The organism is Sphaerimonospora thailandensis (assembly GCF_016863115.1).
Taxonomy (GTDB): domain Bacteria; phylum Actinomycetota; class Actinomycetes; order Streptosporangiales; family Streptosporangiaceae; genus Sphaerimonospora; species Sphaerimonospora cavernae.
Window position 1 is genome coordinate 18,943 of sequence record NZ_BOOG01000008.1, and the last position, 25,564, is coordinate 44,506.

General features: G+C 70.7%; 24 protein-coding genes. 6 read left to right on the top strand and 18 right to left on the bottom strand.

Annotated features, from left to right (window positions below; translation table 11 throughout):
* Positions 1 to 10 precede the first annotated feature (10 nt).
* Positions 11 to 1,153 (top strand): Fic family protein, encoded by a 1,143-nt coding sequence (locus Mth01_RS03250; RefSeq protein WP_204010996.1) that lies wholly within the window; start codon positions 11 to 13, stop codon positions 1,151 to 1,153.
* Between the two features lie 152 nt (positions 1,154 to 1,305).
* Positions 1,306 to 2,592 (top strand): S1C family serine protease, encoded by a 1,287-nt coding sequence (locus Mth01_RS03255; protein WP_204010997.1) that lies wholly within the window; start codon positions 1,306 to 1,308, stop codon positions 2,590 to 2,592.
* 160 nt (positions 2,593 to 2,752) lie between these two features.
* On the opposite strand, the gene cydC is transcribed toward Mth01_RS03255, so the two are convergent.
* Genes cydC through Mth01_RS03275 form a run of 4 tightly spaced genes read right to left on the bottom strand, consistent with a single transcriptional unit; the run spans position 2,753 to position 8,200 of the window.
* The gene (gene cydC / locus Mth01_RS03260) at positions 2,753 to 4,432 is read right to left on the bottom strand and encodes a thiol reductant ABC exporter subunit CydC (RefSeq protein ID WP_204011003.1); all 1,680 of its coding nucleotides are present in this window, start codon (positions 4,430 to 4,432) and stop codon (positions 2,753 to 2,755) included.
* Positions 4,429 to 6,192, bottom strand: a complete 1,764-nt coding sequence (cydD, locus tag Mth01_RS03265) for a thiol reductant ABC exporter subunit CydD (protein ID WP_204011016.1) — start codon at positions 6,190 to 6,192, stop codon at positions 4,429 to 4,431. The genes cydC and cydD overlap by 4 nt, the downstream gene beginning before the upstream one ends.
* A gap of 42 nt (positions 6,193 to 6,234) precedes the next feature.
* Positions 6,235 to 6,999 (bottom strand): cytochrome d ubiquinol oxidase subunit II, encoded by a 765-nt coding sequence (locus Mth01_RS03270; protein ID WP_204011018.1) that lies wholly within the window; start codon positions 6,997 to 6,999, stop codon positions 6,235 to 6,237.
* 13 nt (positions 7,000 to 7,012) lie between these two features.
* Entirely contained in the window at positions 7,013 to 8,200 is a 1,188-nt protein-coding gene (locus Mth01_RS03275) for a cytochrome ubiquinol oxidase subunit I (RefSeq protein ID WP_204011021.1), read from the bottom strand.
* A gap of 84 nt (positions 8,201 to 8,284) precedes the next feature.
* Between Mth01_RS03275 and Mth01_RS03280 the strand changes: the two genes are divergently transcribed.
* Entirely contained in the window at positions 8,285 to 8,608 is a 324-nt protein-coding gene (locus Mth01_RS03280) for a PadR family transcriptional regulator (protein ID WP_204011025.1), read from the top strand.
* On the opposite strand, the gene Mth01_RS03285 is transcribed toward Mth01_RS03280, so the two are convergent.
* Both Mth01_RS03285 and Mth01_RS03290 read right to left on the bottom strand, forming a co-directional pair.
* Positions 8,568 to 9,281 (bottom strand): permease prefix domain 1-containing protein, encoded by a 714-nt coding sequence (locus Mth01_RS03285; RefSeq protein ID WP_204011027.1) that lies wholly within the window; start codon positions 9,279 to 9,281, stop codon positions 8,568 to 8,570. The two genes, Mth01_RS03280 and Mth01_RS03285, sit on opposite strands and share 41 nt — an antisense overlap.
* Positions 9,282 to 9,371: 90 nt before the next feature.
* Entirely contained in the window at positions 9,372 to 10,226 is an 855-nt protein-coding gene (locus tag Mth01_RS03290; RefSeq protein WP_204011029.1) for a dioxygenase family protein, read from the bottom strand.
* Positions 10,227 to 10,753: 527 nt separating this feature from the next.
* Between Mth01_RS03290 and Mth01_RS03295 the strand changes: the two genes are divergently transcribed.
* Complete coding sequence (locus Mth01_RS03295) at positions 10,754 to 11,227, top strand: universal stress protein (RefSeq protein WP_204011035.1); 474 nt, start codon at positions 10,754 to 10,756, stop codon at positions 11,225 to 11,227.
* Positions 11,228 to 11,283: 56 nt separating this feature from the next.
* Here Mth01_RS03295 and ctaD read toward each other — a convergent pair whose 3' ends face one another.
* Entirely contained in the window at positions 11,284 to 12,966 is a 1,683-nt protein-coding gene (gene ctaD / locus Mth01_RS03300; RefSeq protein WP_204011037.1) for an aa3-type cytochrome oxidase subunit I, read from the bottom strand.
* 146 nt (positions 12,967 to 13,112) lie between these two features.
* Between ctaD and trxA the strand changes: the two genes are divergently transcribed.
* Positions 13,113 to 13,478 (top strand): thioredoxin, encoded by a 366-nt coding sequence (gene trxA, locus Mth01_RS03305; protein WP_204011040.1) that lies wholly within the window; start codon positions 13,113 to 13,115, stop codon positions 13,476 to 13,478.
* A 172-nt stretch (positions 13,479 to 13,650) separates the two neighbouring features.
* On the opposite strand, the gene Mth01_RS03310 is transcribed toward trxA, so the two are convergent.
* The 3 genes from Mth01_RS03310 to Mth01_RS03320 are packed head-to-tail and all read right to left on the bottom strand — an operon-like array spanning position 13,651 to position 16,564.
* A complete protein-coding gene (locus Mth01_RS03310) occupies positions 13,651 to 14,646 on the bottom strand; it encodes a Gfo/Idh/MocA family protein (RefSeq protein ID WP_204011043.1) in 996 nt (331 codons plus the stop codon).
* A 38-nt stretch (positions 14,647 to 14,684) separates the two neighbouring features.
* Positions 14,685 to 15,518 (bottom strand): TIM barrel protein, encoded by an 834-nt coding sequence (locus Mth01_RS03315; protein WP_204011046.1) that lies wholly within the window; start codon positions 15,516 to 15,518, stop codon positions 14,685 to 14,687.
* Positions 15,515 to 16,564: a Gfo/Idh/MocA family oxidoreductase gene (locus Mth01_RS03320; RefSeq protein WP_204011048.1), complete on the bottom strand. Its 1,050-nt coding sequence runs from the start codon at positions 16,562 to 16,564 to the stop codon at positions 15,515 to 15,517. The genes Mth01_RS03315 and Mth01_RS03320 overlap by 4 nt, the downstream gene beginning before the upstream one ends.
* Before the next feature lie 109 nt (positions 16,565 to 16,673).
* Here Mth01_RS03320 and Mth01_RS03325 point away from each other — a divergent pair, with 109 nt between their 5' ends.
* Positions 16,674 to 17,672 (top strand): LacI family DNA-binding transcriptional regulator, encoded by a 999-nt coding sequence (locus tag Mth01_RS03325; protein ID WP_239089313.1) that lies wholly within the window; start codon positions 16,674 to 16,676, stop codon positions 17,670 to 17,672.
* Between the two features lie 380 nt (positions 17,673 to 18,052).
* Here the strand turns inward: Mth01_RS03325 and Mth01_RS03330 are convergent, their stop codons facing one another.
* From Mth01_RS03330 to iolB, 8 genes are all read right to left on the bottom strand, one after another.
* Positions 18,053 to 19,072, bottom strand: coding sequence for a ParA family protein (locus Mth01_RS03330; RefSeq protein WP_204011051.1), 1,020 nt, complete (start codon positions 19,070 to 19,072; stop codon positions 18,053 to 18,055).
* Positions 19,069 to 19,368: an AlbA family DNA-binding domain-containing protein gene (locus tag Mth01_RS03335; protein ID WP_204011054.1), complete on the bottom strand. Its 300-nt coding sequence runs from the start codon at positions 19,366 to 19,368 to the stop codon at positions 19,069 to 19,071. The genes Mth01_RS03330 and Mth01_RS03335 overlap by 4 nt, the downstream gene beginning before the upstream one ends.
* Before the next feature lie 9 nt (positions 19,369 to 19,377).
* On the bottom strand, positions 19,378 to 19,632 hold the full coding sequence (locus tag Mth01_RS30330) for a Gfo/Idh/MocA family oxidoreductase (protein WP_407695914.1): 255 nt from the start codon (positions 19,630 to 19,632) through the stop codon (positions 19,378 to 19,380).
* Positions 19,629 to 20,447, bottom strand: a complete 819-nt coding sequence (locus Mth01_RS03345) for an ATP-binding cassette domain-containing protein (protein WP_204011060.1) — start codon at positions 20,445 to 20,447, stop codon at positions 19,629 to 19,631. The genes Mth01_RS30330 and Mth01_RS03345 overlap by 4 nt, the downstream gene beginning before the upstream one ends.
* A complete protein-coding gene (locus Mth01_RS03350; RefSeq protein WP_204011063.1) occupies positions 20,444 to 21,499 on the bottom strand; it encodes an ABC transporter permease in 1,056 nt (351 codons plus the stop codon). The genes Mth01_RS03345 and Mth01_RS03350 overlap by 4 nt, the downstream gene beginning before the upstream one ends.
* Positions 21,500 to 21,505: 6 nt before the next feature.
* A complete protein-coding gene (locus Mth01_RS03355) occupies positions 21,506 to 22,471 on the bottom strand; it encodes a sugar ABC transporter substrate-binding protein (protein WP_239089314.1) in 966 nt (321 codons plus the stop codon).
* Positions 22,472 to 22,645: 174 nt separating this feature from the next.
* A complete protein-coding gene (gene iolD, locus Mth01_RS03360) occupies positions 22,646 to 24,592 on the bottom strand; it encodes a 3D-(3,5/4)-trihydroxycyclohexane-1,2-dione acylhydrolase (decyclizing) (RefSeq protein WP_204011069.1) in 1,947 nt (648 codons plus the stop codon).
* The gene (gene iolB / locus Mth01_RS03365; protein WP_204011078.1) at positions 24,589 to 25,545 is read right to left on the bottom strand and encodes a 5-deoxy-glucuronate isomerase; all 957 of its coding nucleotides are present in this window, start codon (positions 25,543 to 25,545) and stop codon (positions 24,589 to 24,591) included. The genes iolD and iolB overlap by 4 nt, the downstream gene beginning before the upstream one ends.
* Between the last annotated feature and the right edge of the window lie 19 nt (positions 25,546 to 25,564).

Genomic DNA, 25,564 nt, shown 5'->3' on the forward strand with positions numbered 1-25,564 from the left:
TCATGGCGGCATGCTGTACGGCACGCCCGTGCTCGACGGGATCGACGATAAGGTCCTCGCGGAGATCGAGGAGATGCGGACGGACCTGAAGTACCGGCTGGCCGAGCCCCACCGCTGGGACGGCCAGCTGCGCCGCCAACTGCAGGCGCGGGCCATTCAGGGATCGAACTCGATCGAGGGCTACCGGGCCAGCGTCGAGGACATCGAGTCGATCATGTCCGGGGAGGAGCCGCTGGACACCTCCGATTCGGTGGCGAAGGAGATCGCCGGCTGTCAGCGGGCGCTGACGTACGTCAACGTGCTGGCCAAAGCGTGGACGTTCCGGTTCGACGTCGGGCTGCTGCACGGGCTGAACTTCATGATCATCGGTCATCACCTGGAGAAGACGCCGGGCACCGTACGGCCCGGCGGGATCTACATCCGCAACTCGGCCACCGGGCAGGTCGTCTATGAGGGGCCGGATCATCAGGCCGTGCCGGAGCTGCTCGACGAACTGGCGGACTGGCTCGACACCGGCGACCTCGACGCGCCGAGCTACGTCCGCGGCGCGATGGCGCATTTCAACCTCGTGAAGATCCACCCGTGGCGGGACGGCAACGGCCGCACGTCGCGCGCGCTGCAGACGCTCGTCCTTGGCCGCGACGGGATCACCACCCCCGAGTTCTGCTCGATCGAGGAGTGGCTGGGCGAAGCAGAGATCACTTTCGACTACTACAGGGTGCTGGGGGAGGTCGGGCGGGGACGGTGGAGCCCGCACGACGACACCCTGCCGTGGGTGCGGTTCGTGCTGCGCTGCCATCACATGCAGGCCCAGCGGGTGCGGCGCAGGCTCGCCGAGGCCGGTGAGGTGTGGACGCTGCTGGAGGAGCGGACCGACGCCGAGGGGCTGCATCCGCGCACGGTCTCCGCGCTCTACCAGGTGTTCGTGTCCCGGCGGCTGCGCCGCGGCATGTACCAGGCCGACGAGGGGCTCAGCCAGGGCCAGGCCGCCCGCGACCTGCGCGAGCTCGTCGCCAATGGGTGGCTGCGGCCGTACGGCGAGACCAAGGGGCGCTTCTACGCGCCGGGGGCGAAGATGGCGGCCATCAAGGAGGACTTCGCCGCCCGCGTGCAGCCGCTGCGCGACCCGTACCGGGCCCTCGGCGACGGCTGACAGCCGTACGAGAGCCGGGATAAAGCCGGTATGCGGCTTCTGTCCTTTCCCATCGTAGATCGCTTAACGCCGCCTTATCGCTCATTTGCGATGCTGAAGACGTACCGGCGGAGAGCCGGGAGCACCGGCGAATCCATCGAGGGGGATTGACGATGAGCGGACCCAACGACGTTCCCAACGACAGCACCCAGGAGTTCCCGGGCCACGGCTGGAGCCAGTTCGGCAGCACTCCGCCGCGGCACGGGCAGTACGGCGGGGCGTTCGGGGGCGGCGGCCAGGGCTACGCCTCGATCGACCCCATGGGGTTCCCCGCCCCGCCGGCCCGGCCCAGGGGCACGCTGACCGGCAGGCAGAAAGTGGGAGCGGGCCTCGCCCTGGTGGCCGTCGCACTGGGTGGTGGCGCCGCGGGGGCGCTGATCACCAATGCGGCGAACGGTGAGCGGACCGTGATGTCCAGCCCCATCGTCAACCCGGTGTCGAACTCCGCGGGGAACACCATCGCCGAGGTCGCCAGGAACATCATGCCGTCGGTCGTGTCGATCCAGGTGAGGACCCAGATGGGCGGCGGCGAGGGCTCCGGGGTGATCCTGTCGGCCGACGGCCTCATCCTGACCAACAACCACGTCGTGGCGCAGGCGGACCAGTCGGCCACGATAACGGTGAAGTTCAGCGACGGCAGGACGGCATCGGCCGTCGTCAAGGGCACCGACCCCACCACCGACATCGCGGTCATTCAGGCGCAGGGCGTCTCCGACCTGGTCCCGGCCTCGCTCGGTGACAGCGACAAACTCCAGGTCGGCGACTCGGTGCTGGCGATCGGCAGCCCGCTCGGCCTGGAGGGCTCGGTGACGTCGGGGATCGTCAGCGCGCTCGACCGTACGCTGACCGAGAGCGGTGAGGACCAGCAGCAGCCGTTCCCCGGCTGGGGGCAGCAGCGCCGGAGCCGGGGCGCGACGATCGGCGGCATGATCCAGACCGACGCCGCGATCAACCCCGGTAACTCGGGCGGCGCCCTGGTCAACGGGGCCGGTCAGGTCATCGGGATCAACACGGCCATCGCGACCTCCGGCGGCGGCTCGGGCAACATCGGCGTGGGCTTCGCCATCCCGATCAACATGGCCAAGCAGGTCGCCGACCAGCTGATCAAGACCGGCAGGGCCAGCCACGCCTTCCTCGGGGTGAGCGTCGCCGACGCGGTCGGCGGCACCGCCGGGGCGGTGATCGCCTCGATCACCGTCGGCAGCCCGGCCGAGAAGGCCGGCCTCAAGGGCGGCGACCTGATCACCAAGATCAATAACAAGAGGGTGGACAGCGCGGAGGCGCTGGTCGGCACGATCCGCAGCTCCAGGCCGGGCGACAAGGTGACCATCGACTACACGCGCAACGGCAAGGCGTCGACGGTCTCCATCACGCTGGCCGAGCAGACGGCCGCGAGTTGACACCGGGCCGGCGCCGAAAGCCGCGGAGGCGTGCGGAGCCGGCGCCGCGAAGCGCGACTCGGTGAACCAGATCGCCGGTGGGCCTCAGAGGGGGAGGGCCCACCGGCGATCGTCATTCACGGCCGGCCTCCCCCTCTGTCCGCCCGGCCGTGCGCCGCCGTCATCCGCGACGGGTCAGCGCCTCGGACTCCCACAGGTCCCGGTAGTACCCGGGCGCGGCGACCAACTCGGCGTGCGGCCCCCGCTGGATCACCCGCCCGCCCTCGAGGACGACGATCTCGTCCACCTGCTCCAGGCCACGCAGCCGGTGCGTGACCAGCAGCGTGGTGCGGCCCCGGGTCGCGTCGAGCAGGTCGGCCGTCAGCAGGTCGGCCGTCTCCTCGTCCAGCGCCTCGGCGGGTTCGTCCAGCAGCAGCACCGGCGGGTCGAACAGCAGCGCCCGGGCGAGCGCGAGCCGCTGAAGCTGGCCGCCGGAGACGGTGCGCCCGTCCTCGCCGAGCACGGCGTCCCAGCCGGTCCGCTCCACCCACCCGTCCAGCCGGGCCCGCCGTACGGCCAGGGCGAGCTCGGCGTCCGAGGCCTCCGGCCCGGCGAGCCGCAGGTTCTCGCGCAGGCTCGCCTGGAAGACGTACGGATCCTGGGTCAGGCCGGTGATCCGGGACCGTACGGCGTCGGAGGCGACTCGCCGGATGTCGACGCCGTTGATCCGGATTTCGCCCGACTCGATGTCGACCGTCCGCATCAGCGCCGCCAGCAGGGTGCTCTTTCCGGCGCCGCTCGGGCCGACCAGCGCGACGCGCCTGCCGGGCGTCAGCGTCAGGTCCACCCCCTTCAGGGCGGGTTCGCGCTCTCCGTGCCGGACGACCAGGCCCTCGATCTGGATCGTCAGCGGCGGCTCGGGCGGGGGAGCGGGCACCGCCGGCTCGGCCACCGCCGGGGGCGTCGCCGCGATCTCCCGGAGCCTGCCCAGCGCCGCCAGCACCCCGGCGAACCGCTCACCGGCCGCGGCCAGCGGCAGCACCGGCTCGAACGCGACCAGCGAGGTGAGGGCCAACACCGCGCTCGCGACCCGGTCCACGGCCGCGGCCTGGGCGACCATCACCACCGCGATCACGGTGAGCCCCTGCGCGAGCATACCGACGGCGAGGGCGACCGCGTTGATCCGCGCCCGTCCCCGTTCCAGCCGGGCCAGTCGGCCGTCGGAGGCCATCGCCGCGTCGATGGCCCGGTCGCGGGCTCCGCAGGCGGCGAGGTCGGCGGCGCCGTGCACCAGGTCGGCCACCCGCGCGGCCAGTTCGGCCCGGGCGGGTGCGAGCCGCGCCGACCACCGCCGGGCGGCGGTGGCCGTGCCGGCCGGCAGCAGGAGCCCGGCGACGAGCAGCCCGGCGCAGAGCGCGAGCCCGGCCGCGGGGTGCAGGAAGATCGCGACGGTCACCGCCGCGATCCCGGTGAGCAGGGCGGCGACGGCCGGGAGCAGGCAGCGGACGAGCAGGTCCTGAACCGCTTCGGTGTCGTCGACCATCCTGCTGAGCAGGTCGGCCCCCCGCCGCGGCAGCGGCCCGGCGGGGATCAGCGACCGGTAGAGCCGCTCGCGCGTGCCCGTTTGCGCGCGCAGCGCCACGTCGTGCCCGGCGAGGCGCTCGCCGTACCGGAAGAGTCCTTTCGTGGTGGCGAACGCCCGGACGGCCACGATGGCGACCGACAGCGCCGCCAGTGGCGGCTGCTCGGCGGCCCGGGTGATCAGCCAGGCGGCCGCCGCGATCAGCGCGACGCCGGCGAGGTCGGCCGCCGCCCCGGCCAGCGCGGCGAGGACCAGCCGGCGGGAGAGCCCGCGGATCATGAGGTCGTCTCACCCCCTACGAGGGAACCGGCGCCGAGCCGGACGACCCGGTCGGCCAGGTCGATCATGGCGGGACGGTGGGCCACGATGATCGCGGTGCGGCCCTCGCACAGCTTGCGCGTGGCCTCGATCACCGCCGCCTCACTGCGGCCGTCCAGCCGGGCCGTCGGCTCGTCGAGCAGCACCACCTGGGCGGAGGGCCGGCAGAACGCCCTGGCCAGCGCCACCCGCTGCCGCTGGCCGGCCGACAGGTTCGCCCCGCGTTCGCCCAGCGAAGTGTCGTAGCCGTCCGGCAGGGCGGCGACGAACCCGTCCGCCTGGGCCGCGGCCGCGGCCGCCCTGATCTCGGCGGGCGTGGCCGCCGTACCGAGCGCGATGTTGTCGGCCACCGAGGCGGCGAACAGGTGCGGGCGCTGCGGGACGAACGCCAGGCGTCGCCGCCAGGTGTCGAGATGCAGATCGGTGAGGTCGGCGCCGTCGATCAGCGCCCGGCCCTCCGCCGGCGTGACGAACCCGAGCAGGACGTGCAGCAGTGTGCTCTTGCCCGCCCCGCTCGGGCCGACGATCGCGACTCGTTCACCCGGTGTGACGGTGAGCTCGACGCGGTCGAGCGCCGGGGTGTCGCGTCCGGGGTAGCGGACCGTCACGCCCTCCAGCCGGATCTCCGGCGGATCGGCGGGCGCGACCGGGACCGCCCGCGTTCGGGGCCTCTGGGGCGTTCCGGGCTGCTGAGGCTCTTGGGGCATACGGCCGTCGATGACGGCGAAGGCCTCGTCGGCCGCGGCCACGCCCTCCATCGCCGCGTGGAACCGGGTGCCCATCGCGCGCAGCGGAAGGTACGCCTCCGGAGCCAGGAGCAGGACGAGCAGGGCGGTGTGGAGATCGAGCGAACCGGACAGCAGCCGCAGCCCGACGGGCACCGCGACGAGAGCCAGCGACAGCGACGCCACCAGCTCCAGCACCAGTGACGACAGGAACGCCACCCGCAGCGTCCGCATGGTGGCCGCCCGGTGGTCCTCGGCGACACGGCGGATCACCGTGGCCTGGTAACGGGCCCGTCCGAAGGCCCGCAGCGTCGGCAGGCCGCGCATCACGTCGAGGAAATGGCCGCCCAGCCGGGTCAGCGCCCGCCACTGCCGCTCGGTCACGGTCTTGGTGGTCCACCCGACAAGGGCCCCGAAGATCGGGATGAGCGGCAGCGTGAGCACGACGATCACGGCCGTGCCGAGGTCGGCCACCAGCAGCCGGGCGACCACCGCGAGCGGCACCACCCCGGCCACCGCCACGGCGGGTAGATATCCGGTGAGATACGGGTCGAGCGCGTCGAGTCCCCGGCCGGCGAGCGTGACCAGTTCCCCGGACCGGACCCCGGACCCCGCCGCTGATCCGGTGGCGCCGGCCTCCGTATCGTCCCTCGCACTCGCTGTGGTGCCGGCGGCCGTGCCGTCCGGCGCGCCGAGCCGGGGCAGCAGGCGCCGGCGCAGCGCGGACTTCAGCGTGGTGGCCGCGCGGCCCGCGAAGATCCCCTGTGCCCAGCCGAGCAGTCCGCGTGCCGCGACGACGAGCGCCAGCAGGAGCAGGGCCGAGGAGACTCCACCCGTCACCACCCCCTGAGACGCCCCGCCCGACAACACCATGGCGAGCAGTTCGGCCTGGGCGAGCACGAGCAGCCCGGCGGCCACCGCTGCGGCCAGGCATCCGGCCAGATGGAGACGGACCGCCCGCTCGGTGCGGGCCAGCCGCAGGAGATCCTTGTGCACAGATGCCCCAATCAGAAGCCGGCAATCCGGTCGGCAGCCCGCTCAGAAGAACGTCGGCACCGCGCCCCTGCCGAAGGTGCGCCATATCCATAGTTGTGCGCCCACCATGATGGGAACGCACGGCAACACCATGACACTCAGCACACTCAGTGTCGCCGCCGGGGCGGCGTGATCGAGGATCGGGGAGGCCAGGGCGGCGACCGCCACGACGGCCGGTGCCGCGGCCAGGCAGCCGGAGCCCAGCAGGGCCCGTCCGGTCCGCCGCCTGCCGCCGACGGCGGGCTCTCCGGGAAGCCGCCAGGCGGCGAACGTCCAGCCGTGGCAGGCGAACACCGCCGCCACGACGATGCCGCCCGCGATGCCCGGCGGATCGAGCAGGGCGCCCGGCGGCAGCCCGCGGGCGACGGCGGTCAGGGCCGTCCCCCAGGTGATCGCCAGCCCGGCGGAGCCGAGGCACAGCGCCCAGTCCCACAGGGACCGCCAGGCCGCCCCGCCCAGGCGGCGGCGGAACCACAATCCGGCGTCCCGCAGGATCCACGACAGCAGCAGCGCCACCACCAGCGGGTAGAGCCCGCTGATCACCTTGCCCTCCAGCAGCGGGAACGCGCCGAACAGCACACCGGCCAGAGCCACCAGCCACACCTCGTTGGCGAGCACGAACGGCGCCATCGTCCCGACGAGCCGGTCTCGGGCGGCAGGCGTACGGCCCAGCACCGGCAGCAGCATGCCGAGCCCGATGTCGAAACCCTCGAGGGCGAAGTAACCGGTCAGCAGGACGGCGAGCACGCCGAACCACAGGATCTCCATGAGGCCTGTTCCTCTACAGCGAGCGGGCGGGGACGGGGGCGGGTTCGGCCGGGAGGTCCGGCGCGCCGAGGGCGACCTGCTGCGGGCCGCGCCGTACGACCCGGGCGATCAGGACGTAGTCGACCACGGCGAGCAGCCCGAGCAGGCCGGCGAAGGCGGCGAGGGAGACGGTCAGCCCGCCCGTGGTCATGCCCGGGGTCAGCGCGTCGGCCACGCGGAGCCTGCCGTACACGATCCAGGGCTGGCGGCCGACCTCGCGGGCGATCCAGCCGGCGATCGCCGCCACGAACGGCAGCGGCGTCATGAGCATGAGGATCGGGTGGAGCCATCGCCAGCGGGCCAGCAGGTCGCGGAAGAGCAGCGGCAGCAGCACGAACATCACGGCGAACTGCCCGAGCTGCCCTATCATGATCATGATGCCGAGCGCCATGCCCGGAGCCACCCCGTGGAACTTGTCCGGCTGGATGACGCCGACCGGTCCGAACTGGGCGTACCCGAACCCCACGGTGAACAGCGAGCCGACGAACGCGGTCACGACGCCGATCCGCAGCGACCGGACGAAGAACTCACGTTCGGCTGTCCTCCTGAAGAGGTGATAGGCGCTCGCTCCCATGACCACGAAGCCGCCGGTCCACAGCCCGGCGCTGATCACGTGGGGGAGTGAGAAGGCGAGGCTCGGGTTGGTGAGCAGCGCGCCGAAGTCGCGCAGTGCCAGCCTGCCTCCCTGCTCGACCGCGGCGGCGGGATGTTGCAGGAAGGAGTTGGCCACCATGACGAAGAACGCGGAGGCGTAGGCGGTCAGCGTCACCAGCCAGATGCAGGCCAGATGCGCCCTCTTGGGCAGCCGGTGCCAGCCGAAGATCCACAGGCCGAGGAACGTGGATTCGAGGAAGAAGGCCAGCAGCGTCTCCATGGCGAGCGGGGCTCCGAAGACGTCGCCCGCGTAGTGCGACAGGCCGCTCCAGTTCAATCCGAACTGGAACTCCATCACCAGGCCGGTGAAGATGCCGAGTGCGTAATTGATCACGTATATCTGCCCCCAGAAGCGGGTCATCCGCTCGTGCAGGGGGTTACCGCTCAGCACGTGACGGGTGTTCATGATCGCCACGAGGGGGGCCAGTCCCAGCGTGAGCACCACGAACAGGAAGTGGAGGCTTCCCGTCACGGCGAACTGCAGCCGGGCGAGGTCGACGACGTCCATACGACTCCCTGATAAGTAGACAGCCTACATGTAGGTAGCCTACTTATAGACTGGACGTATGGAGGACCGGGATAGGCTGCGAGCGTGAACGCCGACGAACTCCGCGGGCACATGGACGCCCTGCTGCTCTCCGTACTGGAGGGGGAGTCGCTGCACGGCTATGCGATCATCGAGGAATTGCGCGAACGTAGCGGCGGCGAGCTCACCGTGCCGACCGGCACTGTCTATCCGGCGCTGCGGCGGCTTGAGAGTGCGGGACTGCTCGCCGGTGAATGGGTGACCGCGGGAGGTCGCAGGCGCCGCACCTACCGGCTCACCGACGCGGGCCGCAGAGCTCTGGCCGGGGAGCGCTCGGCGTGGCGGTCGTTCACACGTACGATCGGGAGCGTGCTTGATCCGCTGCGCTGAGGGCGGCGGGAGAGGTGAACCGGAGGCAGAGTGTGGCGCTGCGGAGCTGCCACAGCCATATGGCGTAGCTGACGATGGTCAGGGCAATGCCGGGCCATTCGTCCGCGATGTCCGATGTGCCGCGGGTGAGGCTCAGGGCCGCGCACATCGCGACGAGCACCGGCATCCCAAGCCACACCAGAAGCCCCAGCGCCCGAGTGATCAGCGCGGGGCGGTGCAGCCGCCGCAGCCCGCGGCCGAGTGCCAGCAGCGCGAGAGCACCGACCACGCCCGTGAGGAGCTGGCTGTAGTCCACCACCCTGGCCAGCACGCCGAACCAGGCGGGCTTGACCGCCATCACGGAGGGAGGCTCGGGGAAGATCTTCCACATGAGGTTCCACATCAGCGTCATCGGCGGCACGCTGAGGAACAGCAGGAGCGCGGTCCGGCGGCCCTGCCCCACCGCGAGCTCCCGCTGGAACTCCGGCGCGACCTCGGGCACCCGGCCGAAATCCTCGACTGCCAGCCGTTCGGCCTCCGCCCGTGTGAAGCCCTCGGACTGGTAGGCATCTGCGGCGTCCAGCAGGCCGTCGCGTGCCTCGGCGATCAGGTCCCGCTTGGTCCCTCCCGGCCCCCTCAGGGTGGAGCGCAGCGCGGTCACGTACTCATCGATCGGATCCGCTTCGGGCATCATCCTTCCCACCTCGCAAGCGTATTGCGAGGAACGACAGGGCGGCATCAGGGTCAACCCTGATGCCGCCCCGAGCGGGGTGACGAGCCTGCGTCAGATGCGCTGCCAGAGGGCCGGGACGATCGGGGGCTCCCAGCCGACCAGGGCCGTGTGCCCCTGGATGCACCGGTAGGTCGAGCCTCCGTAGGTCACCGTGGCGCCGGCCTGGTAGGTCGTACCGGCCTGCCAGGTGCCCCCGCCGGGCGGCGGGCTGTTGGGCGGCGTGGGGGTCGGGGACGGGCTGTTGGGCGGCGGGGTCGGGCCGGGGCTGGTCGGCGGCGTGCCGACGACGTTGAGCACGAAGTCGAACGTGGCCTCCCTGCCGGAGCCGTTCGCCCGCACGTTCATGAGCAGCCGGGAATCGTAGAGCGAGTCCGTGTTGTTGCGCGGCTCGCCCGGGAAGTAGGTCTGCGTGGTGAGGATCGGCTTGTTCGGGGCCTGGAGCTTGACGTGGAGGTGCCGGGTGCGGCCGGGGTAGAGGCCGGGCACGATCGTGGTGAGCTTGTACCTGCCCTGGGAGTCCGTGAACTGGTGCCCCCGGAAGGTGTAGCCCTGCATGTCGTAGTTGCCGTACGCGTCCGCCTGCCAGAAGTCGAGCAGCACGTTGGCGAGCGGCACGCAGTTGACGCCGAACACGTAACCGCTGACGGTGAGCAGCGTGCCGGAGCCGGGCAGGGTGGAGCGCAACGGTGAGCTGGGCTTGAAGTAGGGGCCCTCCATCTGCGCCGGCGTGTTCCCGCCGCTGTCGCCGCAGAATGGGGTGGGCTCCAACGGCTCACCCTTCTCCACGGCGGCCCGGGCCAGCGGGGTGGCCCCGAGGAGGAGGGGGATCGGGGCGGCCACGAGGGCCGCCTTCATGAAGGACTTGCGGCTGATGCCCTCGGGTTCGTTGGCGCTGTCGGCGGCCATGACTGTGTGTCTCCTTCGACCTGGGGGGATGAGCGCGATCGCAACCTGTCGAACGGTGACGACCCGACGAGGCTGGTCGAGGACAGGCACCGCTCGTGCGTGGGTAGATCGCGGTGCCTGGCGTGATCGATGCTAGCTCCGGGCGGGAAACGTGAATACTAGATAAAGCTCCATAACGCCGTGATATGATCCCATATAGCAAATAGCTTATCTGTGGGCAAATGTCCGATTCTGTGGAAAACGACGGTGGCCCCTGCGTGCGGGGTCCAACGTCCCGCCGGTCTCGTGACCTTGTGACTCTCGATCCAGGGCCGTACAGCAGGCGATGAGCGGGGATCGCCCATGGCAATGTGAGGGCCGTGGGGGACTGGACATCCCCGGAAATTGGGAGATGGCGGGGCGGAACCGGACCGTTGCCCGGATACCCTGGCTGAGAGGAATCCCGGCTTCCCGAACCGTCGCCCGTCCCCCCGGGGCGAGGTGACGGGCAGCCGTCATTGTGGCGGAAGTGGAGAGCGAGGCGGGACGTGGACCAGCCGAAAATCGTCGTGGGCATCAACGGGTCGATGGCATCGCAGGCCGCCCTGCGGTGGGCCGCCGCCGAGGGCCTGCTGCGCGGAGCGCGGGTCGAGGCCGTGTACGCCTGGGAGTGGTCGGGCGGTCTGCACGCCCCCTATGCCCCGCTGTCGAACCGAACCTGCCGGGAGGACGAGCACGCGGCCGCCATCGGCGTCGCCGAGCGGGCCGTCCGGGAACTGGGGGAGAGTCACGTCGCGCCCGCCGTCGTCGAGGGCCCGCCGGCCCAGGTCCTGCTGCGCGCGACTCTCGACGCCGACCTGCTCGTCCTCGGTGCGCACGAGGCCGAGAGCGAGCCGTACCCGGTGATCAATCCGGTGGTCACCGCCTGCCTGCTCAGGGCACACTGCCCGGTCGTCGTGGTGCTGCCGGGCGGAGAGCAGGAGCGCCACGCCGAAGCCGTGCTCGCCGGCGCCCGCTCCTGACCCACAGCCCCCCGGCCGTGATCTTGCGAATACTCGCAGCCGCGGAACCCGCGTCGTCACACGTCGATCGCGTCGCGTTCGGTCTGCGGGGGCTGACCGGGCCCGCCGCCGAGGCGCGGGTAGTGGAGATCGAACGCGGGCCGCTCCGACCGGATCGGCGGGATGGAGACGAAGTTGTGGCGCGGGGGCGGGCATGAGGTGGTCCACTCCAGGGAGTTGCCGGAACCCCAGGGGTCGTCCACGGTGACGCGCTCACCGCGCCGCGCGGTCAGCCAGATGTTGAGCAGGAACGGCAGGTTCGACAGCCCGAGCAGGAAGGCGCCCACGCTGGAGATCTGGTTGAGGGTGGTGAAGCCGTCGACCGGCGAGTAGTCGCCGTACCGCCGTGGCATGCCGATGACGCCCAGCCAGTGCTGTACGAGGAACGTCACCTGGAAGCCGATGAACACCATCCAGAAGTGGACCTGCCCGAGCTTTTCGTTGAGCATCGTGCCGGTGAGCTTCGGCCACCAGAAGTAGAAGCCGGCGAACATCGCGAACACCACGGTGCCGAAGACGACGTAGTGGAAGTGGGCGACGACGAAGTAGGTGTCGGTGACGTGGAAGTCCAGCGGCGGCGACGCCAGGATCACCCCGGTGAGCCCGCCGAACAGGAACGTCACCAGGAACCCGACGGCGAACAGCATCGGCGTCTCGAACGTCAGATGGCCCCGCCACATCGTGCCGACCCAGTTGAAGAACTTCACCCCGGTCGGCACCGCGATCAGGAAGGACATGAGCGAGAAGAACGGCAGCAGGACCTGGCCGGTGGCGAACATGTGGTGCGCCCAGACGGTCGCCGACAGCACGGTGATGGCCATCGTGGCGCCCACCAGGCCGACGTAGCCGAACAGCGGTTTGCGGCTGAACACGGGGATGACCTCGGTGATGATCCCGAAGAACGGCAGCGCGATGATGTAGACCTCGGGATGGCCGAAGAACCAGAACAGGTGCTGCCAGATGATCGGGCCGCCGGTCTGCGCGTCGAAGATGTGCGTCCCGAGCTTGCGGTCGGCCTCCAGGGCGAGCAGTGCGGCGGCCAGCACCGGGAACGCCAGCAGCACGAGGATCCCGGTGAAAAGCACATTCCATGTGAACAGCGGCATCCGGAACATCGTCATGCCGGGGGCGCGCATCCCGACGATCGTGGTGATGAAGTTGACCGAGCCGAGGATCGTGCCGACCCCGGCCAGCGCGAGCCCCATGATCCACAGGTCCCCGCCGATCTGCGGACTGTACGCGGAGGTGGCCAGCGGCGCGTAGGCCGTCCAGCCGAAGGCGGGGGCGCCGCCCATCGCGAAGCCGCTCATGGTGATCAGTCCGCCGAACAGGAACAGCCAGAAGCTCACCATGTTCAGCCGGGGGAACGCCACGTCCGGAGCGCCGATCTGCAACGGCATGATCGCGTTGGCGAAGCCGGCGAACAGCGGTGTCGCGAACAGCAGCAGCATGATCGTGCCGTGCATGGTGAACATCTCGTTGTACGCGCTCAGGTTGACGAACTGCAGCCCCGGCTGGAGTAACTCGGCGCGGATCACCATGGCCATCGCGCCGCCTATCAGGAAGAAGGCGAACGAGGTGATCAGATACATGTGCCCGATCACCTTGTGATCGGTGCTGGACAGCCAGGAGGCGACGACCGAGCCCAGGCGGCGTCCCCGCTCTGGAAGGATGGTGGGCCGAGCGGCCTGCGTGGTCATGTGGCACGGCTCCTTTCGGTGAAGGAGATCCCCCTGCCCAGTGCCCTGCCCCGTCAGGCGTGCGTCACACGAGCCTCACCGGGGTAGGAATGCCCGAATCCTGGGGTTGGTTATGCCCGCTGAAGACCGGATGAAAGGAGTCGCCCGTGGCGACCATTGAGGTGACCGAGAAGAACTTCAACGAAATCACCGAAACGGGCATCGTACTGCTCGACTTCTGGGCCTCCTGGTGCGGACCCTGCCGCTCCTTCGCACCGATCTTCGAGAGCGCATCCGAACAGCACTCGGACATCAAGTTCGGCAAGATCGATACGGATGCGCAGCCTGCGCTGTCTCAGGCGTTCAGCATCCAGGCGATTCCCACGATCATGGCGATCCGGGACGGCATCCAGGTCTTCGCCCAGCCCGGCGCGCTGCCCGCCCCGGCGCTCGAAGACCTGATCAAGCAGCTGCGCGCCCTCGACATGGACGCGGTCCGCGCCGAGGTCGAGGCCCAGAGCGGCGGCAAGTGACGGACCCCTCACCCCCAGGGCGTGATCTTGCGATTGCTCGCAGAAAACGCCCTGACCTGCGCCGTTCACTTCTGTGATCTTGTAGAAACTCGCAGCAAGCCCGCCTGACGTGCGGAAACATCGTTCGTGATCTTGCAGTTAGATCACGGACGATGTTCCGGCGCCTCGGCCGCTAAATTCGGGGTCTCGGCGGCAGCCCGGCCGCCTGGTAGCAGCCGTCGATCAGCCGCATCGTGGCCACCGCGTCGTCGGCGTCCGTCGGCACCGGCGTGCCCTTCCGAACGGCGGCGATGAACGCCTCCAACTGGTAGGCGAAGGACGGACGCGTGCCCGGGCGCTCGATGCGGCGGCCCGCCTCGGTCTCGATCACGATGCGGTCGTCCAGATGCGGCAGGACGTAGTTGGCCGCGGTCGCCTCACCCCGGCTTCCGACGATCCGGCAGCTCATCTCCAGGCTGTCGGCGGCCATGTGGCAGCGCGCCAGGCCGGTCGCGCCGGAGGGGAAGACCAGTTCGGCGTCGAGCCACTCGTCCACTCCCTCGGCTCCGGCGCGCTCACCCGCCCTGGCCGACACCAGGGTGGGCTCGCCACCGCCCCAGGGGGCGAGGACACGCTGGGCGTGCAGGCTGTAGCAGCCGACGTCCATCAGCGCGCCCCCGGCGAGGGCCAGGGACCACCGGGGGTCGTCCTCGGCGGGGGCCTCGATCGCCGTCGTCGTCTCGATCCGGACCAGTTCGCCCAGCTCACCCGACGCCAGCAGTTCGTGGAGCCGCCGCGTCACCGGGTGATAGAGGTAATGGAATCCCTCCATCACCGTCACCCCCGCACGCCGTGCCGCGTCGCGCACCTCGGCGGCCTCCTCCGCGTTCGAGGCGAACGGCTTCTCCGACAGCACGTGCTTGCCGGCCTCGACGGCGGCCAGATTCCACGGGCCGTGCAGGGCGTTGGCCAGCGGGTTGTACACCGCCTCGACCTCGGGATGGGCGAGCAGGTCGGTGTAGGTCTCGACGACGTGCTCCACGCCGTGCTCGGCGGCGAAGGCCTCGGCTCGCCGCCGGTCGCGCGCCGCCACCGCGACCAGGCGGGTGCCGGTCTGCCGCGCCGGAGCGACGATGGCGAGCGCCGAGATCCGGGCCGCGCCGAGAACGCCGAGCCGCAACGGTTCCATGGTGTCCGGTCCCTTTCCCTTCCCTGACCGCAAAAGGATCATATCGGGCCCTTTTCCCCCACGACCCCTAGAGTGAAGGCGCGGCGGAAGGCGCGCAGGGCCGCGGCGCTGTCCCCGGAGGCCCAGCTCTCCAGGCCGATCGTGCCGGTGAAACCCATGTCGGCCAGGGCACGTGCGACGGCCGGATAGTTGATCTCGCCGGTCCCGGGCTCGCATCGCCCGGGTACGTCCGCCACCTGGATCTCACCGATCCACGGCAGAGCCCGGCGGCACAGCTCGATCAGGTTCCCCTCGCCGATCTGCGCGTGATAGAGATCGAGCATCAGCCGCAGATTGCCGCTGCCGACCGACTCCACCAGCGCCAGGCAGTCCCGGGCGCGCCCGAAGGGCACCCCCGGATGGTCGACCTCGGCGTTGAGGTTCTCCAGCACGAAGACGACCCCGTGCTCCTCGCCCAGGCGGGCGATCCGCTCGAGCGTACGCCGGGCGGCCGGCCACATCGCGCCGGTCACCTCCGGGACCGGCGTCACCGGCAGCCCGTCGCCGTCCAGGCCGGTCCCGTGCAGGTTGAGCCGGGGGATCCCCAGTCGCCGCGCCACCGCGACCGACTCCTCCGCCGTCGCGAGCAGTTCGTCCGCGCCGGCCGGATCGATGAGGCTTCCCCGCACATAGCCGGTCATCGACGAGTAAACGGCGCCCTCCTCCCGGAGGGCGGCCAGCGCTTCGATGTCGTGGCGCGTCCAGTCCCAGATCTCCACCTGGAAGTCCAGCTCGGTGATCCGCCGGACCCGCTCGGCCACCGGCAGTTCCCGGAAGACCATCTCCGCGCAGACCGCCAGCGTGAAGGGCCCCTGCGTCCCGCGCGCGCTCATGCCCCGGCTCCGCTCAAGGCGTCGATCTCGGCGAGCCGGACCGGCGCGCCGCGCTCGACCGAGGCGACGCAGGCCAGCGCGATCCGCAGTGCGGCCCGGGCGTCCCGCCCGCCGACCGCCGTCGGTTCGCCCCGCCGTACGGCTCGGCAGAAGGCGGCCAGTTCGGTGGTGTAGGCGTCGGGGAAGAGATCGGTGTCCGCCCGGACGGTCGGACCGGCCACCCCGGCGGCGCTCCAGTGCCGTACGGCAGGCCGCGCGGCGGTCCCGGCCGTCACCATGCCGGCCGAACCGAAGACCTCGCCGCGCACGTCGTAGCCGTACGCCGCCGAGAAGCTGGCCTCGGCCGTCGCCAGGGCGCCGTTGTCGAACCGGATGGTCACCACGGCCGTGTCGAGGAGACCGGAGGCCTTGAACGCGGGCGCGACGAGCGCGTCCGCCATCGCCGTCACCTCCACGGCCGTGGCGCCGGAGTTGAACCAGTTGAGGGTGTCGAAATCGTGGATGAGCGTCTGGGTGAAGATCGTCCAGGGTGGAACGGAAGCGGGATCGGCCAGGCCGGGATCACGGGTCAGCGAGCGGAGGAGCTGCGGCGTGCCGATTCCGCCCGCGTCGACGATCCGCTTGGCCTCGGCGAAGTCGGCCGCGAACCTGCGGTTGAAGCCGACCTGCAGGGGCACGCCCGCCCGTTCGCAGGCCGCGATGGCCGCGTCGGCGTCCTCGAGCGTCATCGCCATCGGCTTCTCGCAGAACACGGCCTTTCCCGCGGCGGCCGCTCGGCTCACCAGGCCGGCGTGCGCGGTCGAGGAACAGGTGATGGCGACGGCCTCGACCCGGTCGTCGGCCAGCACGGCCTCGGGGTCGGCGGTCGCCCCGACGCCGAGCGGGCCGGCCAGGCGCTCGGCCGCCCCGCCCGCCGGGTCGGCGAGGACGAGCAGTTCGGCCTCCGGCAGGCGCCGGGCGAGCGTGGTGGCGTGGAAGGCGCCGATGCGGCCGGCGCCGATGAGCCCGAAGCGCACCGGCTCGGGCAGGGGAGAGGGGAGCGGCACGGGGACTCCTCACTGGCTGGAGCTGACTAGAGCGCTCTAGCAGAAGACTGGCGTGAGCGGCCACACCACGTCAAGGCCGAAACTAGAGCGCTCCAGCTAGAGTTCCCTCATGAGTGCGACCCGCCCGACCATGGAGGACGTCGCCGCCCGCGCCGGCGTCTCCCGCGCTCTGGTCTCCATCGTGTTCCGCGGCGTGGCGGGCGCCTCACCGGCCACCCGGGAGCGGGTGCTCGCCGCCGCCGCCGACCTCGGCTACCAGCCGGACCGCAGAGCCAGCCGCCTGGGCAGGGCCCGCACCCGGATGATCGGCGTGGTCTTCCACCTCGGGCACGCCTTCCACGGCGACCTCGTCGACAGCCTGTACGTCGCGGCGGCCGAGTCCGGGTACGAGCTGGTGCTGAGCGGCGTCACCGCGCGCCGACCGGAGGAGGAGGCCGTCCGCGCCCTGCTCGGCGAGTGCTGCGAGGCGGTCGTTCTGCTGGGCTCGGCGCTGCCGGCCCGCGCGCTCGCCGAGTTGGCGGCGCGGCTGCCGACGGTGAGCGTGCTGCGCGACGTACGCGCCGACGGGGTGGACGTGGTCCGTACCGACGACACGGCAGGCCTGCGCGCGGCGGTGGCCCACCTCCACGGGCTCGGCCACCGGCGCGTCATGCACGCCGACGGCGGTCGCGCCCCCGGCGCCGCCCAGCGCCGCCGCGGCTACCGAGACGCCGTACGGCGGCTCGGCCTGCCGGAACCGCCGCTGCTGCCCGGCGGCCTCACCGAGGAGGACGGCGCGCGGGCCGCCGACACGCTGCTGGCGCTGCCGCCGGGGGAGCGGCCGACGGCGGTGACGGCCTTCAACGACCGCTGTGCGCTCGGCCTCCTCGACGCGGTACGGCGTGCCGGGCTGGAGGTGCCGCACATGCTGTCGGTCGTCGGATTCGACGACATCCGGGCCGCGTCCTACGCCCACATCGGCCTGACGACCATCCGGCAGGACGCGGACGCGCTCGGCCGCCTGGCCGTCGGGCGGGCCGCGGCCCGGCTCGACGAGGGTGAGCCGCCGGGGCGGCCGCTGGTCGTGCCGCCGGCGCTGGTGGTGCGCTCCACCACGGCACCGCCGTAGCGTCAGGTGATGCGCCATCACCGGCTGCTCCCGGGTGCGCCGACGTCGGTACCGGCCGGCGTCGAGGTGATCACGCCCCACAACGTCCCGGCCCGGCTTAGGCCCAACGTAAGCGGAGGGCGTCGCCAACCTCGACCGTGATCAGCCGATCGGGGGCATGGCCCCGCCCACCCAGGCCGAGCTCGTCGCGCGGGCGCTCGCCTCGGGCACGCCCGCGCGGGAACTGGCCGAGCGCCTGGCCGCGCAGACGGCGACCAAGCTGAGCCACTGAGCCGGAGCCGGATCGGCAGGCTGACGGGTGGCGGCCCAATGGGCTTCCGTGCTGTCCGGAACGGCTGGTGCTCGTCGATCGGCTGAGCATTCCTCCCCGCGTTCGGCGGTCATCCTGTTCGCAACTCACGCGTGGTCAGATCCGTTATCTTTCTTGCTAGCGCGTCGAAGTCCATATAGGCAGCGGTTACAGCCGCCGCATGGCCGCCGAACACGCCGTCCGCGGAGCGTAGTGCGAAGACCGGCTTATGGGCCTCATGACTGAGTGGAAGCAGGCTGTGGTAGTGCTTGAGCTGCGCCAGGCAATACGGATCATCGTCCACACTCAGTCTGCTCGCGACGCTTTCGCCGAGGACTGCGGAATGGAACACCCCTGGAATCTGATCCACCCAACGGCGATATGCGAGGACGGGCCGGCTGGAGCGCACTCCATGTCCGAGAACAACATATCCCAGCGGAAGCATGTGGCCCGCCGGCAGATCGAGTTCAGAGACCTTGTTGCGAACCAGGCGATCCTTCCATTCATTCCGCCAGGCAACAAGGGCAGGCCCGAGGTTGCGCAGTCCTTGTAGGCTGAACAAGTCGGGGGCAAGTGGTATGACCACGAAATCGGAGGCGATGAGGGCGGCACGGTTGATCGCGCCGAGATTCGGGCCTACATCGACGAGAATCACATCGGAGCGTTGCCGTTTCGCGGCGGTACGAACCAGGCGACTGAATGAGGAGATAACACGAAATGCCCGTTCCTTGCCATCCAGGCAGGAAGGCCATTCGCTGCTCAGCTCGTCCTCAAATGAGGATAGCTGCAAGTCTCCCGGGATCAGCGCCAGCTCGCCCCGTGCCTCGGGAAGATTCTCCAGCACACGGACCGGTGGGGTGCCGATGTCGCCAAGTCCTCGCTGCAATGGGCTTATGCTGCCGAAGATCGTCGCGCGTGGGCCTTCGTCCGGCCAGAGTTGCTCCAGTTCGTCCTCGGTAAGGAACGCGGCGGTGAGGTTGGCTTGCGGATCAAGGTCGGCCGCGAGAACGCGTTGCCCCTGGAAGGCGAACATCCAGGCCAGGTGGTAGGCCAGCGAGGTCTTGCCCACTCCACCTTTGTTGTTGAAAAATGCGATGACCGGCGCGTTCATGCTCGCGCTCGCAAAGCTACGGCGACGTGGGTGGGGGAGGGAAGTATGTTTCCGTCAGAGCGTATGGCACCCAGCGTTTGCAGCAGTTGGTCCGTGATCGGAAGGCCCTTCGGGCGGCCGTCGTCAGTCGCGCCGATGAAGATGACCCCGGCTTTCTGATAGTCCGGCAGATCGTTTGCAAAGGCACAAACGGCCTCGCATATCTTCTCCTTGTCGGTGAGAGATTCCTTCCGCTCGACCAGGTCGGACTCGACGTCTACGAGCAGCCTGCCAAGTTCGTCTTCGCTCAGTGCCATGCTCGCATACTAGTTCGAGGTGCGATCGTGACAGGCGGTAATCGGCATCCCCGAAACGGCGGCTTGCGCTCGGCCTCGACCACGCGCAGCGACGAGGCGGCGTCCATCGTCGAAGCGGGCGGCCGGCGCGGCGGCCCGGGCTGTGCCGGGGTCGCAGACCGTCACCAGGTCCGCTGCGGCGATCCGGTGGGCGAGTCGTTCGGCGTGGTCGGCGCCCATCAGGCCAACGCCGATGACCCCGACCCGCAGCGGCGAATCGCTCATTTCCTCCGCTCTTCCTGATCGGCTCCGCGCAGCTCGTGGCCGAGCTCGGCCAGCTCCTGGCCGCCGGCCATCTCCGTGGTCAGCTGCTCCAGCGTCAGCTCGTCGCGGCGGGCGTCGAGCACGACCCGGCCCAGCTTGAGGATGACGAAGTGGTCGCCCACCAGATAGGCGTGGTGCGGATTGTGGGTGATGAGGATGACGCCGAGGCCGGCGTCCCGGGCCTTGACGATGTACTTGAGGACGACGCCGGACTGCTTGACGCCGAGCGCGGCGGTCGGCTCGTCGAGGATGATGACCCTGGCCCCGAAGTAGATGGCGCGGGCGATCGCGATGCACTGGCGCTGGCCGCCGGACAGGCTCGCCACCGGCCGGTCGAGATCGGGAATGATCACCCCCATCTTGACCAGCTCCTCGCCGCAGATCCGCTTCATCCGGGCGATGTCGAGGATGCGCAGCGGGCCCCTGCGCAGCTCGTTGCCGAGGAAGAAGTTCCGCCACACCGACATGAGGGGGGCGAGCGCGAGATCCTGGTAGACGGTGGCGATGCCGCGGGACTGGGCGTCGCGCGGCGACCCGAACCGGCACGCGACGCCGTCGAGTCGCATCGTGCCGTCGGTGTGCTCGTGCAGTCCGGCGATGATTTTGATCAGGGTCGACTTGCCCGCGCCGTTGTCCCCCAGCACGCAGGTGACCTCCCCCTGCCGGACGTTGAGGCCGACCCCGCGCAGTGCGTGCACGTTGCCGTAGCTCTTGCCCACATCGTCCAGTTCCAGGATGGGGGCGTCGGCCACGCCGGCGTTGTCCACGACGCTCATCGAAGATCCGCCTTCCGCTTCACGTACACGTTCACGACGGTCGCCAGCAGCAGCATCACGCCGAGGAAGGTCTTGAACCAGTCGGGGTTCCATCCCGCGTAGTTGATGCCGAGCTGGGTCATCCCGAAGATCAGTGCGCCGACCGACGCGCCGACGACCGAGCCGTAGCCGCCGGTGAGCAGGCATCCGCCGATCACCGCGGCGATGATGAAGATGAACTCCTTGCCGATGCCCTCGCCGGACTGGACGGTGTTGAACTGGAACAGCAGGTGCATGCCGGACACCCAGCCGCAGAAACCGACGGCCATGAAAAGGCCGATCTTGGTCGCCCTGACGGGGACGCCCATGGCACGGGCGGCCCCCGCGTCACCGCCGACCGCGAAGATCCAGTTGCCGACCCTGGTGCGCAGCAGGACGTAGGCCGCGACGACGGTCAGCACGACCCAGTACAGAACCGTGACCTTCAGCGTGACCGGCCCCAGCGCCACCTCCGACCCGAAGACCTTCTGGGCGGCGGCGAAGCCGTCCATGTCGCTGATGTCGGCGGTCGCGACGTTGCCGGTGAGCAGCCGCGTCACGCCCAGGTTGACGCCCTGCAGGATGAAGAACGTGCCCAGCGTGACGAGGAAGCTCGGCAGGCCGGTCCTGAGCAGCAGCCACCCGTTGAAGGCGCCGATGGCCAGGGAGACGGCCAGCGCCAGGAGAACGCCCATCCACACGTTCAGGCCGAAGTTCCAGGCGATGAGGGACGCGGACAGGCCGGAGGTGGTGACCGCCACCCCGGCCGACAGGTCGAACTCGCCGCCGATCATGAGCAGCGCCACCGGGACGGCCATGATGCCGATGGCCGAGGCGCCGTAGAGGATGGTCCCGATGTTGGCGACGTTGCGGAACGGCGCCGCCACCGCCATGAAGAGCAGGAAGATCACGACTGCGCCGACGAGCGACCCGACCTCGGGACGGCTCAGCAGCCGCGCCGCCAGGGACCGGCCGGCGACCCGGTCGTCCCGGGTCGCCTCCGTCCTGCCCGGCTCCGTTGCCGCAGCAGTCATGTCAGATCACCTCGTGCCGTTGCCGGCGAACTGCTCGACCGCGGCGACGTTGCTCTTGTCGATGAACGCGGGCCCGGTCAGCGTCGCCTGACCACCGCCGATCATGTTGCCGTTGGTCTTGTAGAGCCACAGGCTGTCGACCGCCAGGTAGCCCTGCAGGTACGGCTGCTGGTCGACCGCCCACTCGACCTGGCCATCCTTGATCGCGCTCACCAGTTCCTTGTTGGTGTCGAAGGTGACGACCTTGGCCGAGGTGCCCGCGTCCTTCACCGACTTGACGGCGGTCATCGCGAACGGCGCGCCGAGCGTCAGCACGTGGTCGATGCCCGGGTCCTGCTGCAGTTTCGAGGTGATGGCCGCCTGGACGCTCGGCATGTCGGTGCCGGTGACGTAGATCTTCTCCATGTCGGAGAAGGCGGACTTGGCGCCGTCGCACCGGGCCTCCAGGCCGACGTGGCCCTGCTCCTGGATGACGCACAGCGCCTTCTTGGCGCCGTCCGCCTTGAGCCGCTCACCGGCCGCCTCACCGGCGATCCGCTCGTCCTGGCCGAAGTAGCCGAGAACGCCCATGCTCTTCCACGCGTCGATGCCGCCGTTGAGCGCGACGACCGGCACCCCGGCCTGGGCGGCCTTCTCCACGTTGGCCTTCATGGCGTCCGGTTTGGCCAGGGTGACCGCGATGCCGTCGACCTTCTTGTCGATCGCCGACTGGACGAGGTTGGCCTGGTTCGCGCCGTCCGGGTCCGACTGGTACTGCAGGTCGATGTTGTCCTTGCGGGCCGCGGCCTCGGCGCCCTTGCGGACCAGGTCCCAGAAGGTGTCGCCGGGGGCGGCGTGGGTGATGAAGGCGACCGTCATCTTCGGGGTGTCCGCGGCCGCCGCAGCGGGCGCGTCCTGGTCGGTGGACTGCTTGCCTCCGCCGGAGCTGCACGCCGCCAGGGCGAGCGCCGCCACGGCGCCGGTCACCAGCATGGTCATACGGGAGGTACGGGCCACTGCTATCTGCCTTTCCTCATCCGTCACCTCGTCGGGACGGATCGGGGGTGTTTCCTGGGTGTTTCCGGGGGTGTTTCCTGGGGTGTTTCGTGCTCGGTTGCTCGTGCTCGTTCGCTCTGGTCGGTTCGGGGGCTCAGGTCGGTTCGGGGCTCAGAGATCGGTCCTCTCGCTCGGCGCCAGGAGGGGGCGCTGGGCCGTCTTGTGCGCGACATACTCCTCGTACGCCCGCCGGGTGCTGTCGAGGTCGCTGACCTGGCTGACCGGGACGTCCCACCAGGCCGCGCTGCCGGGGGCGTGTACGGTGGGGTCGGTCTCGACGTGGATGACGACCGGACCGCCGTCGGCGGGAGCGGCCTTGGCATCCGCGATCGCCTGATCGAGCTCCCCGCGGCCGCGCACCTCGATCACGGTGGCGCCGAGGCTGCGGGCGTTGGCCGCCAGGTCGACGGGCAGCCGTGCCCCCTCCAGACGGCCGGTCACCCGATCACGGAAGCGGTAGCCGGTGCCGAACCGCTGCGACCCGAGCGATTCGGACAGCGATCCGATCGAGTGGAAGCCGTGGTTCTGCACCAGGACAACGATGATCTTGATGTGTTCCTGCACGGCGGTGACCAGCTCGGTCGGCATCATCAGATAGGAGCCGTCGCCCACCAGCACGAACACGTCCCGGTCGGGGTCGGCCAGCCGCACGCCGATGCCGCCGGGGATCTCGTACCCCATGCAGGAGTAGCCGTACTCGACGTGGTAGGCCCTGCGGTCCCGCACCCGCCACAGCTTGTGCAGGTCGCCGGGCATGGAACCGGCGGCGCAGACGACCACGTCACGGGGGTCGGACAGCTCGTTGACCCGGCCGAGCACCGTGCCCTGGGTGAGCACACCGGGGGCGAGCGCCGAGGTCACCTCCTCGGCCGGGTTGTACGCCGCCTCGACCAGCGCGTCCCAGTCGCGCCACAGCCTCGCCTGGAGATCCCGATAAGCCGGCTCCACGGCGTATCCGCCGAGCGCGGCGGCGAGCGAGGTGAGCGCCTCGCGAGCGTCCGCGACGACCGCCAGCCCGGCGAGCTTCCCGGCGTCGAACCGGGCGATGTTGACGTTGACGAACCGGACGCCGGGGTCCCGGAAGGCGCTGCGTGAGGCGGTGGTGAAGTCGCTGTATCGGGTGCCGACGCCGATCACCAGGTCGGCCTCGGCGGCGAGCGCGTTGGCGGCCGTCGTGCCCGTCGAGCCGACCGCGCCCATCGCCTGCGGATGGCCGTGCGGCAACGAGCCCCTGCCCGCCTGCGTCTCGCCGACCGGGATGCCGGTCGCCGCGCAGAACGCGCGCAGCGCGTCCTCGGCGCCCGAGTAGTGCACCCCGCCGCCGGCCACGACGAGCGGCCGCCGCGCGGTGCGGATGAGCGCGGCCGCCGCCGCGATGTCGGGCGCCTCGGGGAGGGGCCGGCCCACCCGCCACACCCGCTCGCCGAACAGCTCCACGGGCCAGTCGTACGCCTCGGCCTGCACGTCCTGCGGCAGCGCGAGAGTGACCGCCCCCGTCTCCACCGGATCGGTGAGCACCCGCATGGCGCCCAGCAGCGCCGCGGGCAGCTGCTCCGGCCGGGCCACCCGGTCGAAGAAGCGCGACACCGGGCGGAAGGCGTCGTTGACGGACACGTCACCGGCGTACGGAACCTCGAGCTCCTGCAGCACGGGCGCGGCCACCCGCGTCGCGAACGTGTCCGAGGGCAGCAGCAGCACCGGCAGCCGGTTGACCGTGGCGAGCGCCGCCCCGGTCAGCATGTTCGTCGAGCCGGGGCCGATTGACGCGGTGCACGCCCACGTCCGCAGGCGGTCCTTCTGCCGTGCGTACGCCACCGCCGTGTGGACCATCGCCTGCTCGTTGCGGGCCAGCACGTACGGCAGCCGCTCGTCGCCGCCGCCGAGCTCGTTCTGCAGCAGCGCCTGGCCGAGACCGGCGACGTTGCCGTGCCCGAAGATCCCCAGGCATCCGGCGAACAGCTGCTGCCGCTCGCCGTCGCGTTCGGTCCACTGGGCGGCCAGGAAACGCACGATCGCCTGGCCCACGGTCAGGCGTGTCGTGTCCGCTCGCGAGGTCATCGGGCTCCTCCCATCGGCAGTCTCGGGTCGGCGTCCTGTCCCGCCCAGGAGTCCCGCACCCACCTGTGGGCGGGATCGTCGCAGATCAGCCAGGCCCGGACCGGGCCGGGACCGGCCATCACGTTGAGGTAGTAGAGGTCGTACCCGGGCGGGGCCATCGCCGGGCCGTGCCAGCCGTGCGGCACGAGCACGACGTCGCCGGAGCGGACCTCGGCGAGCACGTCGATGGGCCGCTCGGCGGTGCCGTACACGCGCTGGTAGCCGACCGGGTCGGCGCCCGGCGGCGCGCCGTCGTCGGCCCGGACCTCGAAGTAGTAGATCTCCTCCAGCTCGGTCTCCACCCCGTCGCGCTCCTCGTCGTGCTTGTGCGGGGGATAGGAGCTCCAGTTCCCGGCCGGGGTGATCACCTCGCAGGCGATGATCGAGTCGGCGTCGAGCACTCCCGGCACGCCGAAGTTGCGCACCTCGCGCGAGGCCCGGCCGGCGCCGCGCAGCTCCACCGGGACGTTCGCCGCGGCCAGGTACCGGAACGGAAGCGGCGCCGGCCGCCTGGCCGCCCTGGCGCCGCAGAGGGCGACCCTGGCCGGGGCGCCGTCGCCGCGCACGCCGATGCCGCGCACCCCGTCGCCGCGCACCGCGCGCACCGTCAGGCTCGCGCCGGGCGGCACGTAGGCGATGTCGGTCGGACTCGCGAAGACGCTCTCCCGCCCGGCGAGCCGGACCTCGTGCCGCTCACCCGCGTGATCGACCACGGTGACGTCGCAGCCGCCCTCCAGCGGCACCACGATGATCTCGTCGTCTCCGGTGGCGAGCTCCACGCTGCCACCCGGCTCCAACGCGGCGACCCGCAGGCGCGTGTGCCGCCATCCGTCGAGGGCGTCGGTGATCGAAACCTGGAAGTCGCCCTCGACGGCCGTGCCGTACGGGTGGACCCATCGCCTGGCGTCGTTCATGACCTGCCCCTCCTGGCCT

Coding starts and splice junctions, on each gene's coding strand:
- ctaD (WP_204011037.1), bottom strand. CDS start 12,966: ATGACCACGCAGGCCGCTCGGCCCACCATCCTTCCAGAGCGGGGACGC.
- Mth01_RS03290 (WP_204011029.1), bottom strand. CDS start 10,226: ATGGCCGCCGACAGCGCCAACGAACCCGAGGGCATCAGCCGCAAGTCC.
- Mth01_RS03350 (WP_204011063.1), bottom strand. CDS start 21,499: ATGACTGCTGCGGCAACGGAGCCGGGCAGGACGGAGGCGACCCGGGAC.
- Mth01_RS03270 (WP_204011018.1), bottom strand. CDS start 6,999: ATGGAGATCCTGTGGTTCGGCGTGCTCGCCGTCCTGCTGACCGGTTAC.
- Mth01_RS03250 (WP_204010996.1), top strand. CDS start 11: ATGCTGTACGGCACGCCCGTGCTCGACGGGATCGACGATAAGGTCCTC.
- Mth01_RS03330 (WP_204011051.1), bottom strand. CDS start 19,072: ATGAACGCGCCGGTCATCGCATTTTTCAACAACAAAGGTGGAGTGGGC.
- Mth01_RS03275 (WP_204011021.1), bottom strand. CDS start 8,200: ATGGACGTCGTCGACCTCGCCCGGCTGCAGTTCGCCGTGACGGGAAGC.
- Mth01_RS03310 (WP_204011043.1), bottom strand. CDS start 14,646: ATGGAACCGTTGCGGCTCGGCGTTCTCGGCGCGGCCCGGATCTCGGCG.
- cydC (WP_204011003.1), bottom strand. CDS start 4,432: ATGATCCGCGGGCTCTCCCGCCGGCTGGTCCTCGCCGCGCTGGCCGGG.
- Mth01_RS03285 (WP_204011027.1), bottom strand. CDS start 9,281: ATGATGCCCGAAGCGGATCCGATCGATGAGTACGTGACCGCGCTGCGC.
- Mth01_RS03315 (WP_204011046.1), bottom strand. CDS start 15,518: ATGAGCGCGCGCGGGACGCAGGGGCCCTTCACGCTGGCGGTCTGCGCG.
- Mth01_RS03325 (WP_239089313.1), top strand. CDS start 16,674: ATGAGTGCGACCCGCCCGACCATGGAGGACGTCGCCGCCCGCGCCGGC.
- iolB (WP_204011078.1), bottom strand. CDS start 25,545: ATGAACGACGCCAGGCGATGGGTCCACCCGTACGGCACGGCCGTCGAG.
- Mth01_RS03345 (WP_204011060.1), bottom strand. CDS start 20,447: ATGAGCGTCGTGGACAACGCCGGCGTGGCCGACGCCCCCATCCTGGAA.
- Mth01_RS03255 (WP_204010997.1), top strand. CDS start 1,306: ATGAGCGGACCCAACGACGTTCCCAACGACAGCACCCAGGAGTTCCCG.
- Mth01_RS03335 (WP_204011054.1), bottom strand. CDS start 19,368: ATGGCACTGAGCGAAGACGAACTTGGCAGGCTGCTCGTAGACGTCGAG.
- Mth01_RS03355 (WP_239089314.1), bottom strand. CDS start 22,471: ATGCTGGTGACCGGCGCCGTGGCGGCGCTCGCCCTGGCGGCGTGCAGC.
- iolD (WP_204011069.1), bottom strand. CDS start 24,592: ATGACCTCGCGAGCGGACACGACACGCCTGACCGTGGGCCAGGCGATC.
- Mth01_RS30330 (WP_407695914.1), bottom strand. CDS start 19,632: ATGAGCGATTCGCCGCTGCGGGTCGGGGTCATCGGCGTTGGCCTGATG.